Origin of the sequence: Mesorhizobium sp. WSM2561 (genome assembly GCF_000513915.1) — a bacterium.
Lineage (GTDB): Bacteria > Pseudomonadota > Alphaproteobacteria > Rhizobiales > Rhizobiaceae > Mesorhizobium > Mesorhizobium muleiense.
In genome coordinates, this window is the sequence record NZ_AZUX01000001.1 from 106,050 (window position 1) to 120,914 (window position 14,865).

Sequence of the window (14,865 nt, forward strand, 5' to 3'; positions counted from 1 at the left end):
TCACCGATCCAGGACAGACCTGACCTCGACGAGGTTCGATCGAACCCTAAGCACATAGAAACCCATCGTGGTGAGGTGGGTGGGCATGATCCAGCCATCCTCGCGGCCGTTGGAGATTATCAGAGGCTGGATGGCGAGCGCTGCCTTGAGCTGGCCTTCCACGCTGTTCCACAGCGGCGTGAGGCCGCGATTGTCGAGGATCTGCTGAAAATCGTGATGCGCCGCCGTCAGGATGCCATAATAGCCGTAGAGCTGGCCGTAGGCGAACCAGAAGCGGTCGTCAGCGCGCGTGTCGAACCAGCCGCTGTTGAAGTTCTGCGAGCGGTCGCGGATCAGGTCCGACGTCGAGCCTATGTCACTCGCGATCCGGTCGACGAACTGCAACAGATTGTCGGCGCGCGCGTTGAAGACAACCTCGCATTTCATGAGCCGGTCGTTGAAGGCGCGAAGGCTGTTCGCCGCCGTGCGATAAAAACTCGGCGTCGGGGTTTTCGGACCAAACGGCCTGAGGCCGAAATACCAGGTTTCCTCGTCGAAGGTGATCGCGCCGCGCGCATCCTGCAGGTTCTGGTCGATCTGGCTGGTGCCGCGGACGCGGCCCAGCGTGTCGACAAGCTCGACCGTGGTGCGCCGGATGGCCTGATTGACGCCGCGCTGGAAGGAGGCCTTGTTGTCGAGAAACGGCGTGCGGTCCCAGTCCATGCCGAAGAGCCCGAGCTTGTAGAGTATCATCGACGAGATCCAGGCATTCTCGTTGACGTTGAAATCGATGAGATCAGCCGTAACCTGGACAATGGCCGAGTGGGTGCAGGTCTTGACCTCTCCCTCGACGCCAGCGGTTTCCCCGGTGGCGGAAGGAGCGGGCTGCGCCGGCGCGGTTCCGGCCGGCTGCGTGAACCTATATGCTTCCGCATAGGCGGGATTGAAATTGCTCCAGACCTGCGTGTTCCAGATGAAATAGCCGTAGAGGCCGATCAGCATGAGCAGAGCGAGGCCGAGCACCGCCTTCAGGATCCAGCCGCGCTGCGTATACCAGCGCCCGGCCCACAGGAACGGCCACAGGATCACGCCGACGGCGAAGCCGATGCCGCGGCCGATCCACTGGAACATCCGTGTGAAGAAGTTCACGATCGGATCAAGCATGGCGATGTCACCCCTCGTCAGTCAGCCGGCCATTCAATCGGTAAGGCCGTAGAGGCGTGTGCGAAACGCCACCTTGTCTTTCAGATATGTGGTTTTCAGAACGTCCACAACATGCGATCGCCAGGCGTCGCTGAAGCCGTCATAGTCGCTGTAAAAACCCGGTTTGTTGAAGACATAGCGCGAGACGAAATCCTGTGGCACGAAATCCGAGATCAACTGGTTGGTCAGCCAGGCGTCGGGATGTCCGGGCTTGGCCCGGATCGTCAGGAAACGCTGCTGCGGGAACACGTCCTCGACCTTGAGATAGCCGAGGTGAGCGATCTCGCGTTTGGCGGCGTTGAGGAAAGGAAAATTGCCGTCCCTGGTGATCAGGTCGGCATGGCTGTGGATCCAGGTCTGCAGCCAGACCTTGTCGACGTCGGTCAGGTTGCGGTCGGGCTCGGCGTCGCGGATCAGCGCGCGCACCACCATTTCGGCGCGGTGTTCGAGATAGCCTGAAGTTTCGATCCACGAGGCACGCGGCAGTTCGATGCGGCCGGTCGCGGCGAGGAACTTGAACACCCTGTCGGCATCGTTGATCGAGAGGTAGCTCACCTGCCACGGCCGCGAGCGGCGGAAGCCGGGTGCTGCCGGGTCGCTGATCACCGTCGTCATGTCGGGGTCGATGAACACATAGAGCCCGCCGAAATGGCTGGTCCAATAGGCGCTGTGGCGAAAGATCACCTGATCCGGCACCAGCGCGTTCTCGCGGATGTCGCCGCAGATCTTGGCCAGCTCGACCATGCGGGTGAGCATGGCACTGTCGCGCCAGGCGTCCGGTTCCTGCTTCAACCGGTCGACGAGCTTGCCGAGTTCGGCGGCTTTGCCGAGCACGTCCTCCGCCGACAGAACCTTGAACTCGACCTGGCTGATCGACAGCAGGTCCTCGATGTCGTCGACCTTGGGGACCGAATCCTCGATCTCGCCATAGATGACATCCTTGATGGTCAGCGCGTCGATGGCGCGCTGGTTCGTCGACATGAACTCGAACATCAGCTGCGAGGTGTTGGAAAAGGCGGTGTGGACCACCGGCAGGTCGACCTGCGACGGCGTCAGGATGATGAAGCGGCGGTTGATCTCGTTGGGATCGAGATAGCTGTAGTCGCCGCATTCCTCGGCAACCTGCGGCGAGAAGCCGGTGCGGTCGATCTCGAAGCTCTTCAGCTTCGTCGGCTTCAGGCCGAAGGCGACCAAAGCCTTGTTGTAGCGCTGGATCAGATGCGGCTCGTCGATGGTCAGCAGCCGGCCATAGATCAGCTCGTTCTCGCGCAAAAGGTCGGATTTCTTGGCGGGGCTCATTCTCCCTTCTCCCCGTTCACGGGGAGAAGGTGGATTGGCGCGCAGCGCCAAGACGGATGAGGGGTGTTCCAGCTTGACGAAAACCCCTCATCCGTCGCCTTCGGCGACACCGCCCGGGGGCGAGCCACTGGTCTCGCCCCGTCCTTCGGACCCCACAAGGGAAGAAGGGAGCGTCGGCGCGTCTCACGCATTCCACAGGCCCTTCTTCTTCAGCTCCTCGATCTCGCGCATCGCGCGGTCGCGCAGGCGGGTGTCGCGGATCATCTTGGTCACGGCTGCGTCGTCGGACCTGTCGGAGTAGCGGAACTCCGAGTCGGCGTAGCGGTTGACCTCCTGCATGACCATGTCCATCGAGAACGGGCCGCGCAGTTCCTCGATCATCGCTTTCTTGTCGTCGTAGCTCTTGTGCATGAAGACCTCCGGCTTCTCGAACCATTCGTCCGGCAGCTCGATGTCCATGGCGCGCATCTTGATCGCATCGGTGACGTTCTTGATGGCGCGGCCGGTGAAGCGCGGCTCGGCCTCCTTGATCATGTGCAGATAGGTGCCGATGTCGGCCATCGACTTCGGCGCGCCGTTCTCCTTCATGTAGCGCTCATAGACCTTCATCAGCCCGTCTTCCCTGGGCTTCTCGTGCTCTTCATAGGCCTCCATTACCGCGCGCTGGATTTCTTGGGCGGCGTAGAGCTTGTGGTCGCCGAGCGGGATCTTGTGGTTCTTGCCGGCGAGCAGCACGAAGATATCGATGTAGTCGTCGCGCGATTGGGGCCCATCGACCAGCCAGCGGGCGCCGGCGCGCTGGCGCAGCGCGTCGTCGACGTTTTCGGGATAGTTGGAGAACATGCCGAAGGAGCAGTTGCCGCGCACCACCGTGGCCGCACCCCCGAATGCGTCCATCAGAACGCCGGTGATTTCCTGCTGGCCGGCCGAGGCACGATCGTCGGAGCGTCGGGCCGCCACCTGGTCGATATCGTCGATGGTGCCGAAGCCGATGACGCGCGGGTTCAGCACATTGTTGATGAACTGGCGGCAGCTCTGGCCCGACTTGCCCTGGTAGGAGGAGATCTGGTCGACGCCGAAGTTCTCGTAGGCGAAGGGATAGCCGGCGACCTGGCAGTAGCCGTTGACGAGACCGGCGATCATCTGGATCAGCGTCGTCTTGCCGGTGCCGGGCGCGCCGTCGCCGATGAAGGTGAACAGGAAGCCGCCGAGCTCGACGAACGGGTTCAGCTCGCGCTCGAAATCATATGCCATCAGCATCTTGGCGAGCTTGACCGACTGGTATTTGGCGATGTGGTTGCCAACGACCTCTTCCGGCTTCTTGAAGGTCATCACCAGCGGCTTCGACCGCTTGCCCGGCGCGACGTCGAAGCCGTCGAGGGTGAAGTCGTCGACGTCGATGCGGATATGCGCATTCTCAAACGGACCGATGCCGTCGAAGCGGCCCTTTCGCGCCAAAAGTCCGTCGATGACGACACGGGCGAAGGCGCGCGCCCGGGTCATCAGCTCGGCGTCGTCCTTCGCGCCTGCTATCGCCCTGTCGAGGCCGGCCACGATCGATTTCACCGCGTCCTGCGGCGTGTCGAACAAAAAGTCCGGCTCGGGCGTGTCGTTCGGCGCCTCGCCATCGCTGTCGATCAGCTGGAACAGATAGGAGGCGAGGCTGAAGGCCGAAATATAGGCCGAGGCCGACAGCAGCTTCTTGAAGGCGGCGGCCTCGTCGCCTTCGAGCGGCGCGCGGGCGTTTTTCGCCTTCAGGCTCTCGAGATCTGAGCCTTCGGCGAAGACATCGGCGATGGCCAGCGCGATCGCCAGCCCGCGCCGGGTGCGATAAAGCAGCATGTGCTGTGCAATGCTCAGCAGCTGGTCGTCGGGATGGACGGCGGCGACGGTCTTGGAAAGCTCGACCTCGCGCGTGCGGCGCACCGAGCCGACCGAGACGGTCGAGACGAAGCGGCGGTTGGTGCCGGCCAGTGGGGTACCGGATTCCCGCGACGGGTCCTCCAGCACGACGATGCGGGTGATGAAGCTCTGCGCGGTGGCGCGGTGCTTTTCGATTGCCGCTTCCGAAATCGTGGTCAGGCCGGTGTCCATGAAGGATGCTCCGCGGTTTGACTGTCAGACGTCACTGATGACCTGTCCTTTGGACAGGATGTGGACCTTGTAGCCGGAAAAGATCTTCTGCGCCTCGCCGGCGGCGTAGAGCGCCTGATAGGCCTCATGCGGGATCAGCGCGTGCTTCTCGTAGCTCGACACGCCCTGGCGCGCCGCCTCCAGATCGTCGGTGTCGATGAAGAATTCCTGCGTCGCTTTCTCGCTCGAAAACAACCCCTTGCGGCCTGGCTTTTCGGATTTCGAATAAACCTCCTGGATGGTCCAGGTCAGCAGCCAGGCGTTTTCCGGCTTGCGCACCTTGTCCAGAATGTCGGTCACCGTCGAATTGTTGTCGGTGATCCCGGCCGAATAGAAAGGCCCGAGCACGACGCGGCGCAGCTGCTTGGGGTGGAGCTGCTCGAAATCCTTGTCGAGGTTGACCGCGATCGTAGCCGGCGACAGCGTATAGGCGGAGTTCTTCTCGGTGAAGTCGTCGAAGCGGTGGGCAAGCTCGGGATTGAGCAGTCCTTCAACCGGAAGCGGAATGTCGACCTTTTCGTTGAGCTTGCCATTGCGGTCGACAAGCTGCCCGATCATCTCTTCGGAGGAATCCTCGACCGTCACCATGTAGACCAGCGGCAGGTTGGCGCTGCCGTCGAAGGCTGCCCAATGGGCGAGGTAGTAAGGCCGCCTGGTCTTCGGATTGACCGAGACTTTTGCCGTCTGCGCCAAGGTGAACGGCCCGAAGGTCGTCTCGCTCCTGACGCCTTCCAGATAGAGCCGCTCGGCCATCGACTTCTGCAGCGCCTCGGGGAATTCCTTGTGGCGCAGGATGAAGTCGGCCATTTCCTCGCGCAACTCGTCGGCTAGCGGTATGTTGGCGAGACGCGTATCGGCCTGGCGGCGGTCGTTTTCAAGTTCGAGCACGTTCTGGAAGACCGGAAAGCCGCTTTCGGCGCGCGAGATGCGGAATGTCTCCATGAAGCCCAGCCGGTTGCGCCAGCAGGAAAACGAGTTGTCGAGCCGCGCAATGTATTCGGCGACGATCTTGGCGACGATGCCGTGCCGGTAGAGCGGCGAGCGATCGTCGCGCATGAACACTTCGAGGCCGCTGAGTGCCGCGGTGATCGCCGAGAAATACCGCGTTGCCGCTTCGTTTTCGGGGGTCATGCAGCCAGCCCTTGGGAGATATGCAGCAATTACGACTGCACGTAGTTTGCCGCATTGTGCTTTTTCAGCACGTCGTCGAAGCGGCGGGCAAAGGCATCGTCGGCCAGCTTTTTGCGGCGCTGGATGTCGGCGGTCGCCACCATGTTCTTCTCGTGCATTTCGAGGAGATCGCCAATGTGCTTCTGCGAGGCCGCCCCGATGCCGGCCATGGTTTCCTCGGCGGTGTTGTCGACCTGGCTGCCCAGCGTGTTGATCTTGTGAGCGACGTCCTGCTGGGCGGCGGTCTTCAGCGAATCTTCCAGGGCCTTGTAGAGCACGATGCGCTGCTCGGTATCGATGGTCAGCTTGTTGATCAGCGTCGACTGCGCCGCGATCTGGTTGTTGAGCGAATCGACGAAGGTCTGGAACATCGAGGTGTAGCGCTCCAGCGTCTGGCTTTCGGCCAGCAGTTCCTGCTCCTTGGCCTGCTTCTCGTTGTACTCGGTTGCCAGTTTCGAACGGTCGCCTTCGAGCTCGGTGCGCTCCTTCTGGCTGGTCGAGGCGGCGATCTTGTTCTCGATGTCGAGCAGCATCGGATTGAGCTCCTCGATGCGCTTCTGCACGGTCTCGAGATTCGACATGGTTGCCTTGCGGCGCTCGATCACCTGCGACAGGCTGGCCTCGGAGGTCTTGTAACGCTGGTCGAGGATCTGCTTCTGCGCCTTGAGGATGCCGACGATGGTGTCGGATTTCGCCAGAAGCTCCTGCAGATTGCCGGCCAGCGACATGTTGCGGACGCGGTCGGTGCGCATGCGTTGCTTGCTCTGGTCGGAAAATATGCCGACGAAGCTTTCCCAGCCGGTGTAGTTCTTCATGCTCTCGAATTCGGCGCCGAAGACGTTGGTGGCGTCCTCCAGCCCGATGATCAGGTCGGCGATGTTGCCTTCCATCACCTTCTGCTGCTTCAGCACATCCTCGATGCGGGCGTTCTCGAGGTCGAAATTGGCGTCGCCGATCTTCCTGTCGGTCTTGGCAAGCGTGTCGAGCACGGCGCCGGACTGCTCGATCTTGGTGCGCATGTCCTGCACGACCTGATTGGTCTTGGCAATTTCGGCATCAAAATTCTGCAATGTCGCCATAGGAGCCTCCCGCTTCGGCAATTGTTCGTGTCGCGAACGCCGCGAATATATGTATGGCAAGGGGGGAAGGAAAGGCGGAAGATGCCGCGATACCTCAAACAAAACCCGACCCCATCGGCCTGTCTTCCACTGCTGGTGATTGGCGAAAAGCCGAAGCGACACCCGACCTCCCCCTTGCGACCCGCTTGCGGGGAGATCGGCAGCTTCGCCGACGGCGCTGCTCAGGCTTTGGTGAAGCCGATGAAATCGTCGGGCGCGGCGCGGCCCATTTCTTCTTCCCAATGGCGGCGGCTCAGCAAGACATAGACATCCTTGCCGATCGCCACCTGTTCGCCCTGTCTCGCCACCTTGCCGTCCGCGCCGAGGCGCACGACCATCGTCGCCTTGCGGCCACAGCGGCAGATGGTGCGCACCTCGCGCAGATCGTCTGCTATCGCCAGGAGCGCGCGCGAGCCGGAAAACAGCTTGCCCTGGAAATCGGTGCGCAGGCCGTAGCACATCACCGGGATGTTCAGCCGGTCGGCGATGCGGGCAAGCTGCCACGCCTGCTCCTCCTCGAGGAACTGCGCCTCGTCGACGAAGACGCAATGGACGGTCGTGTGATCGTGATGCTCGGCGACCCGGGCGAACAGGTCGTCGCCGTCGCGGAACATCTCGGCTTCCGTCTCCAGGCCGATGCGCGACGAGATCAGCCCGGTGTCGCCTTTGCGGTAGTGGCCGGCGACGAACAGCATCGTCGTCATGCCGCGCTCGCGGTAATTGTAGGAGGCCTGCAGCAGCATCGTCGTCTTGCCGGCATTCATGGTCGCATAGTGGAAGTACAGCTTGGCCATGCCGCCCTTTTAAGCCGAGTTGTTCCAACGCGGGGAGGGGGCGTCCCGACGTTCCACCGGAAAAGCGGCTGGCCACCGGAAAAGCGCCTGGCCACCGGAAAAGCGCCTGCAGCAGCAGGCGGCGTGTCGCTGGTCGGCCAGTCCGCGCCGTTGATCGCGATTGTCTTATCGCTTGAAACCGCACCAGAATGGTGTTTGGCTGACGAAACAAGGCGGAGACAAAACCGCAACTTCGCTTCGCCGATAGATCGCAATGGGAGAATACAGATGTCGCGTATGAAACTATTCGCCGCCGGCCTCGGTCTGGCGGCATTTCTTTCGGCGAGCGGCGCACTCGCCGCCGAGCCGGAAAGCTGCAAGCCGGTGCGTTTTGCCGATGTCGGCTGGACCGACATCACCGCCACCACCGCTACCGCCAGCGTCATCCTCGAAGCGCTCGGCTACGAGCCCGACGTGCAGGTGCTGTCGGTTCCGGTCACCTACACCTCGCTGAAGAACAAGGACGTCGACGTCTTCCTTGGCAATTGGATGCCGACCATGGAAGCCGACATAAAACCCTATCTCGAAGACAAGTCGGTCGAGACGGTCGTGACCAACCTGGAAGGCGCGAAATATACGCTCGCCGTTCCGCAGCACACCCATGATGCCGGTCTGAAGGATTTCGCCGATATCGCCAAGTTCAAGGACAAGCTCGACGGCAAGATTTACGGCATCGAAGCCGGCAATGACGGCAACCGCCTGATCCTCGACATGATCGCCGCTGACAAGTTCGGCCTGAAGGATTTCGAGCTTGTCGAAAGCTCCGAGGCCGGCATGCTGTCGGCGGTGCAGAAGGCGGCCGCATCGGGCGAAGACGTGGTCTTCCTCGGCTGGGAGCCGCATCCGATGAATACCAACATCAAGATGGCCTATCTGTCGGGCGGCGACGAAGTGTTCGGCCCGAATTTCGGCGGCGCGACCGTCGCCACCAATGTCCGGGCCGGCTACACCACCGAATGCCCGAATGTCGGCGCGCTGCTCAAGAACATGGTGTTCTCACTCAAGATGGAAAACGAGATCATGGGTGCGATCCTCAATGACGGCGCCGACCCGAAAGCCGCGGCTACCGAATGGCTCAAGGCCAATCCGGACGCGATGACGCCATGGCTCGCCGGCGTGACGACCTTCGACGGCGGCGACGCCGCGGCCGCGGTGAAAACCGCACTGGGTTCGTAGCAAACTTACACCTCCCCCGTGTGGGGAGGTTCGGCGCGGCACGCGCCGCGGTTGGGATGGTTCGGAAACGGAGCATAACCGTGACCATCCCACCCGGCTCGGCTGCGCGGTTCGACCCACCCCGTCAGGGGAGAGGTGAAGAAGAATGAGGGGACATTTGCCATGGATCCGGTTTCGCAACTGATTTCGAGCTTCAAGATCCCGATCGGGCGGTGGGGCAAGACCTTCTTCGACTTTCTGACCACCAATTTCGAATGGTTTTTCGACAGTATCGCCGACGGGCTCACCGTCGTTCTCGACGGGCTGGTCGATCTTTTGCTGCTCGTCCCGCCGGTTCTCCTGGTCGCCGCCATAGCCGGGCTTGCCTGGTATCTGCAGAAATCATGGAAGCTGGCGCTTGCCGTCGCGCTCGGCCTGCTCTTTATCGTCAACCAGGATCTCTGGCAGGAAACCGTCGAGACGCTGGTGTTGGTCGTGGGCGCTGCTGCGGCCTCGATGGCCATTGGCGTGCCGATTGGCATCTGGGCGGCGCATAACGAGCGTGGCTACCGCTATCTCCAGCCAGTCCTCGACCTGATGCAGACCATGCCGACCTTCGTCTACCTGATTCCGGTGCTCATTCTGTTCGGCCTCGGCATCGCTCCCGGCCTCATCGTCACTGTCATCTTCGCCGCTCCCGCGCCGATCCGCCTGACGCATCTCGGCATCACCTCGGTGCCGAAACCGATGATCGAGGCCGGCGAAGCCTTCGGCGCGACAAAACGCCAGCTGCTGTGGAAAGTCGAGCTGCCGGCGGCGCTGCCGACCATCATGGCGGGCCTGACGCAGTGCATCATGCTTTGCCTCTCCATGGTCGTGATCGCTGCGCTCATCGGCGCCAACGGCCTTGGCAAGCCGGTGGTGCGCGCGCTGAACTCGGTCAACATCCCGCTCGGGCTCGAAGCCGGCCTCGCCATCGTCGTGCTCGCCATCATCCTCGACCGCATCAGCCGCATCGGCACGGGAGCCGCCAAATGAGCGCTGCGGTCGATTTCAAGAATGTCGACATCGTCTTCGGTGCCGCGCGCAAGGAAGCGCTGGCGCTCGTCGACAAGGGCGCGACGCGTCAGGAAATCCTGGAGAAGACCGGCGCCGTGCTCGGCTGCGCCGGTGCCAATTTGACCGTCAACGAGGGCGAGATTTCCGTCCTGATGGGCCTCTCCGGCTCCGGCAAATCGACGCTGCTGCGCGCCGTCAACTTGCTCAACGTGCCGGCGCGCGGCAACGTCATGGTCAAGGACGGCGACCGCATGGTCGATGTTGCGGCCTGCGACGCCGCCACGCTGCGCCACATCCGACAGACGCGGGTCGCCATGGTGTTCCAGCAGTTCGGCCTTCTACCCTGGCGCACCGTCGCGGAAAATGTCGGATTCGGCCTCGAGCTTTCCGGCGTGCCAGAAGCCGAGCGCAAGGCGCGCGTCTCCCGCCAGTTGAAGCTCGTCGGCCTCGACCAGTGGGCGTCGAAATACGCCCACGAGCTTTCCGGCGGCATGCAGCAGCGCGTCGGGCTGGCGCGCGCGTTTGCCACCGAAGCGCCGATCCTGCTGATGGACGAGCCGTTCTCGGCGCTCGACCCGCTGATCCGGACCAAGCTGCAGGACGAATTGCTGCAGCTTCAGGCCGAGCTGAAGAAGACCATCATCTTCGTCAGCCACGATCTCGAGGAGGCGCTGAAGATCGGCAGCCACATCACCATCATGGAAGGCGGGCGCATCGTGCAGACCGGCGCGCCGGAAGACATCGTGCTGCGCCCGGCCAACGACTATGTCCGCGACTTCATCGCCAATGTGAATCCGCTCTCGGTGCTGACCGCCTGGAACGTGATGCGCGACCGCCGCGACCTGGACCACGGCGAGGACGGCTGGGTGTGGCTCGACCGCCGCAAGACGACGCGTTTCAAGATCGACGAGCACGGGCTGGTGGCGGCGGCCGAGCGCGACGGCAAGCCGGCGTTCTGGGTGTCGTGCGCCGATGTCGAGGCGCAGCCGGAGGAGACGACGCAGGTATTCTGGGCCAATCCCGGCACCTCGCTGAAGACGGTGATGCTGGCCATGCACCGCTCGCAGACCGCACCGGTGGCGCTGTTCGACGACCAGTCGCGCTTCGTCGGCGCCATCGGCATCAGGGATGTGCTGAGTGCGGTGTTGCGGCGGTAGTTTTTTTCTAAACGAAACGGCCCGTATCGTTTCTGTGCGGTCTGCGCTGGCTTGGCGGCGGTCCCATATAGGCACGGACTTGTGAATGGCCGCGCCCGCCGGGAAGGCGGTTTGCGGGCGGTCCAAAATGGACGATCGCTTTCGTCCATGTCAGAATAAAAGCGAAATTCTTGCGCGCAGTTGCCGGTTCCGATGCCTGAGATCGTCACCAAACCCCGAACCAAGACGCGGCCGAAGATTGAACGGCCGAAGCTCTACAAGGTCATCCTCCTCAATGACGATTTCACGCCGCGCGAGTTCGTGGTGACGGTGCTCAAGGGCGAATTCAAGCTGAGCGAGGACCAGGCGCGGCGGGTGATGATCACCGCGCACCAGCGCGGCGTCTGCGTCGTCGCCGTCTTCACCAGGGACGTCGCCGAGACCAAGGCGACACGGGCGACCGATGCCGGCAAGGCCAAGGGCTACCCGCTGATGTTCACGACGGAACCGGAGGAGTAGCGCCGGCTTCCCCTTCTCCCCTTGTTGCGGGAGAAGGGGATTGGCGCGCCGCGCCAAGACGGTTGAGGGGAGCACGAGGGGATGCGGTAATTGACAACTGCTCATCGCCGAGGCACGTTCGCAGCGCTGCGTAGGGCGCATCGATGTAACGTCGAAAGGGCAATGCCCGCCTATACTGTGACCACAGTTGCGCCCATGCCGAATCTCGAAAACCTTAAAAAGCAGGCCAAGCAATATTTGCGGTGGCACCGCGAACGGTACTATCCGGTCGCAGCCGAGATCAGGGCTGCGTTGCCACGCTTCCAGCATCTCGATGACAATCAGGTACTGGAAGCAAATTTCAAGCTCAGCGACGCGCAGGAACTGATCGCGCGTCAATTGGGGTTCGAGGGATGGCAGGCGCTCAAGACAGGAGCCCCAGCCATGACAGATCAGAAAAAACAGACCGTGCCTGCACCCGTTCTGAGTTCAACCTCAGCGCAGTTGTTCGTCACCGACATCAAAGCGTCGATCGAATTCTTCACCACCAAGCTCGGCTTCGGAGTCGACTTTGTTTACGGCGACCCGGCATTTTACGGACAGGTGACGCGTGACAATGCGCAATCGCGCTGAGGTTGATTTGCGAACCTGTGTTCGTTGGCGATATACGGCAACGTGAACACCTGCTCTCCGCCGGGATCACAGTCGATACTGCAGACGAGATTAAACAGCTCTTTCTGAATTTTCAGGCCGCAGGGGTGCCCTTTCACCAAGTCCTCAGGAAAGAACCCTGGGGTGCCAGAAACTTCATTGTTATGGATCCAGACGGAAATCTCATTTTGTTTGCTGGCCCGGGCGACTGAGCCGTCTGCGTCGTCGCCGTCTTCACCAGGGACGTCGCCGAGACCAAGGCGACTCGGGCGGCCGATGCCGGCAAGGCCAAGGGCTACCCGCTGATGTTCACGACGGAGCCGGAGGAGTAGCGCGCCCGCTTCCCCTTCTCCCCCTGTGGGAGAAGGTGGATTGGGGCGCAGCGCCAAGACGGTTGAGGGGTGCTGGACGGCGTGCCGTCGCTGCCAAGCTGGAACACCCCTCATCCGACCGAGCGGAGCCTGTCCTCGGGCTTGCCGGAGGCAAGACCCGTGGGCTCGGCCACCTGCTCCCACAAGGGGAGAAGGGGAAGGCGCGTCGCTAACGCCCCTCGCGGTACCACATCGAGCCCAATGCCAGAAGCAGCAGGCCGAGGCCGAGGAACCCGCCGAACAGCGGCACGCGCGAGACGGCCTTCAGCACGCTGTCGTCGGTGGTGCGCAGGCCGATCCAGTCGTTGCCGGCCGCCGCGCCCGTGGAGCGGACCGGGACGACCGACGGCAACGTCACGCCGCCGGCGAGATTGCCAATGGTCGACGATTGCGCCAGCCGGCGCACGCTGCCGCCGGTGGCCTCGGCCGGGGCTCTCAGCCGGTTCTCGGTGGAGACGACGTCGGTGAATTCCGGTGCGTTGACCGGGCCGACATGGGCAAGCGCTTTCAGGTCGCCATTGCCGACCTGATAGAGGCCGATCTCGCTGGTCTCGATGCTGCCCAGGAAGACGCCGGGTTCGGCTCTCTCGAGCTTGACGGTCATCGCCTTGCCGGACGGGGTGATGATTTGCGCCGGGCCGGGATCGTCGCTCATCGTCTGGCGGCGGATTTCCAGCATCATGCCGCGGCCGTCGGCAGTCAGCCGCTCCTCCTCGAGTTCGGGCTCCTTCATCAGCCAGTGGGCGATGCGGCGATAGAGCTGGACATGCGGGCCGCCGCCCTCGAAGCCGCGCGCCCACAACCAGCCCTGGTCGGATAAAAACATGCCGACGCGGCCTTCACCCTTGCGGTCGAGCAGCAGCAGCGGTCGGTTGTCGGCGCCCTTCATCACCGCCTCGCCCCCGGGGTTCTCGACGCCGATGGTGCGGAACCAGCGGCTCCAGTGCGGCGGCTCGGTGGCGGAGCCGTCAAGCCCGCGCGTTACCGGATGGCGCTGGCCGAGCTCGGTGAGGCGCGGATAAAAGGCCTTCTCGACGACTTCGCCGGTCGGCATCGCCGGCAGCGCCGACATCAAAGGCGTGCGGGCGATGGAACTTTCGCCGGCATATTCGGGTCCTGCCGCGATCAGCAGCGCGCCGCCCTTTTCGACATATTCGGCGATGTAGTCGTAATAGAGGACCGGCAGCACGTCGCGGTGCTGGTAGCGGTCGAAGATGATCAGGTCGAAATCCTTGATCTTCTCGACGAACAGTTCGCGCGTCGGGAAGGCGATCAGCGACAATTCGTTGATCGGCGTGCCGTCCTGCTTTTCCGGCGGCCGCAGAATGGTGAAGTGGACAAGATCGACCGAGGCGTCGGATTTGAGCAAATTGCGCCAGGTGCGTTCGCCGGCATGCGGTTCGCCGGAAACGAGCAGCACGCGCAAATTCTCGCGGATGCCGTCGATCAGCGCGATGGCGCGGTTGTTGGTGTCGGTGAGTTCGTCGGGTTCGGGATCGATGGCGAGTTCGACGATGTTGCGGCCGGCGCCGGGAATGGTCACCTGCAGCGGCATGGCCTGGCCGATGGTGGCGCGCTCGACCGAAACCTGCTCGCCATTGACTGAGACGCGCACATCGACCGAGCCGGCCTCGTTGTTGGTGCCGATGACGCGATAGGTCATTTCGAGCGGCTTGCCGACCAGACCGAAGCGCGGCGCATTCTCGAAGCGGATGCGGCGATCCTTTTCCTGGTCGTTGCCGGTGATCAGCGCGTGCAGCGGGGCGTTGAAGTCGGGCGTGCCGCCCGGGGCGTCATGCACCTCGCCGTCGGTGATCATGACGGCGCCGCCGATGCGCGAAGGCGGCACGTCGCGGAAAGCGCTCTCAAGCGCCCCGAAAAGCCGCGTTTCGGTGCGCTCCTCGGCGGCTTCCGACTTGCCGGCCTCGACGACGCGGACGTCGAACTGCTTGAAGCGGCCGAGACGCTGCTGAAGCCCGGCCAGCGTCTCGTCGGTCTGCCTGGTGCGCTCGCCAATGTCCTGGCTCTGGCTGCGGTCGACGACGACGGCGACGACGCTTTTCAGCGCCTCGCGCTCTTCGTCGAGCAACACCGGGTTGAGCAGGGCCGCAGTCAGCGCCAGCAGGGCGGCAAAACGGAAGACCGCGCCGCGCTGGCGGAACCACAGGCCGACCAATGCCAGCAGCAACAGCGGCGCCAGCACCAGGCCGAGCAGCGGCCAGGAGATGAGCGGTTCGAAGGCGAGCGACAAGTTCATGGC

At 62.9% G+C, this 14,865-nt stretch carries 12 protein-coding genes and 1 pseudogene; 6 read left to right on the top strand and 7 right to left on the bottom strand.

Annotation, left to right across the window (positions count from 1 at the left end):
* The 6 genes from M727_RS0100535 to M727_RS0100560 all read right to left on the bottom strand — a co-directional run bounded on the left by M727_RS0100535 (window position 1) and on the right by M727_RS0100560 (window position 7,696).
* The gene (locus M727_RS0100535; RefSeq protein ID WP_027151014.1) at window positions 1-1,143 is read right to left on the bottom strand and encodes a DUF2333 family protein; all 1,143 of its coding nucleotides are present in this window, start codon (window positions 1,141-1,143) and stop codon (window positions 1-3) included.
* A gap of 33 nt (window positions 1,144-1,176) precedes the next feature.
* Window positions 1,177-2,481, bottom strand: coding sequence for a DUF6638 family protein (locus M727_RS0100540; RefSeq protein ID WP_027151015.1), 1,305 nt, complete (start codon window positions 2,479-2,481; stop codon window positions 1,177-1,179).
* Between the two features lie 183 nt (window positions 2,482-2,664).
* Window positions 2,665-4,575, bottom strand: a complete 1,911-nt coding sequence (locus M727_RS0100545) for an ATP-binding protein (protein WP_027151016.1) — start codon at window positions 4,573-4,575, stop codon at window positions 2,665-2,667.
* A gap of 24 nt (window positions 4,576-4,599) precedes the next feature.
* The gene (locus M727_RS0100550) at window positions 4,600-5,745 is read right to left on the bottom strand and encodes a hypothetical protein (protein WP_027151017.1); all 1,146 of its coding nucleotides are present in this window, start codon (window positions 5,743-5,745) and stop codon (window positions 4,600-4,602) included.
* A gap of 29 nt (window positions 5,746-5,774) precedes the next feature.
* The gene (locus M727_RS0100555; RefSeq protein WP_027151018.1) at window positions 5,775-6,863 is read right to left on the bottom strand and encodes a hypothetical protein; all 1,089 of its coding nucleotides are present in this window, start codon (window positions 6,861-6,863) and stop codon (window positions 5,775-5,777) included.
* 221 nt (window positions 6,864-7,084) lie between these two features.
* Window positions 7,085-7,696 (bottom strand): thymidine kinase, encoded by a 612-nt coding sequence (locus tag M727_RS0100560; RefSeq protein WP_027151019.1) that lies wholly within the window; start codon window positions 7,694-7,696, stop codon window positions 7,085-7,087.
* Between the two features lie 267 nt (window positions 7,697-7,963).
* Between M727_RS0100560 and M727_RS0100565 the strand changes: the two genes are divergently transcribed.
* The 6 genes and pseudogenes from M727_RS0100565 (at window position 7,964) to M727_RS43955 (ending at window position 12,566) form a co-directional block, all read left to right on the top strand.
* Window positions 7,964-8,911 carry a choline ABC transporter substrate-binding protein gene (locus tag M727_RS0100565; protein ID WP_051505465.1) on the top strand — a complete coding sequence of 316 codons (948 nt, stop codon included), beginning with the start codon at window positions 7,964-7,966 and terminating at the stop codon, window positions 8,909-8,911.
* A gap of 162 nt (window positions 8,912-9,073) precedes the next feature.
* Complete coding sequence (choW, locus tag M727_RS0100570) at window positions 9,074-9,928, top strand: choline ABC transporter permease subunit (RefSeq protein ID WP_023799956.1); 855 nt, start codon at window positions 9,074-9,076, stop codon at window positions 9,926-9,928.
* Window positions 9,925-11,106, top strand: coding sequence for a choline ABC transporter ATP-binding protein (gene choV, locus M727_RS0100575; protein ID WP_027151021.1), 1,182 nt, complete (start codon window positions 9,925-9,927; stop codon window positions 11,104-11,106). The genes choW and choV overlap by 4 nt, the downstream gene beginning before the upstream one ends.
* A gap of 192 nt (window positions 11,107-11,298) precedes the next feature.
* The gene (gene clpS, locus M727_RS0100580; RefSeq protein WP_027151022.1) at window positions 11,299-11,604 is read left to right on the top strand and encodes an ATP-dependent Clp protease adapter ClpS; all 306 of its coding nucleotides are present in this window, start codon (window positions 11,299-11,301) and stop codon (window positions 11,602-11,604) included.
* A 162-nt stretch (window positions 11,605-11,766) separates the two neighbouring features.
* Window positions 11,767-12,216 carry a hypothetical protein gene (locus M727_RS43950; protein ID WP_348627123.1) on the top strand — a complete coding sequence of 150 codons (450 nt, stop codon included), beginning with the start codon at window positions 11,767-11,769 and terminating at the stop codon, window positions 12,214-12,216.
* An 89-nt stretch (window positions 12,217-12,305) separates the two neighbouring features.
* Window positions 12,306-12,566: pseudogene (locus M727_RS43955) on the top strand (VOC family protein).
* A gap of 208 nt (window positions 12,567-12,774) precedes the next feature.
* Here the strand turns inward: M727_RS43955 and M727_RS0100590 are convergent.
* Complete coding sequence (locus M727_RS0100590) at window positions 12,775-14,862, bottom strand: membrane protein (RefSeq protein ID WP_027151023.1); 2,088 nt, start codon at window positions 14,860-14,862, stop codon at window positions 12,775-12,777.
* Between the last annotated feature and the right edge of the window lie 3 nt (window positions 14,863-14,865).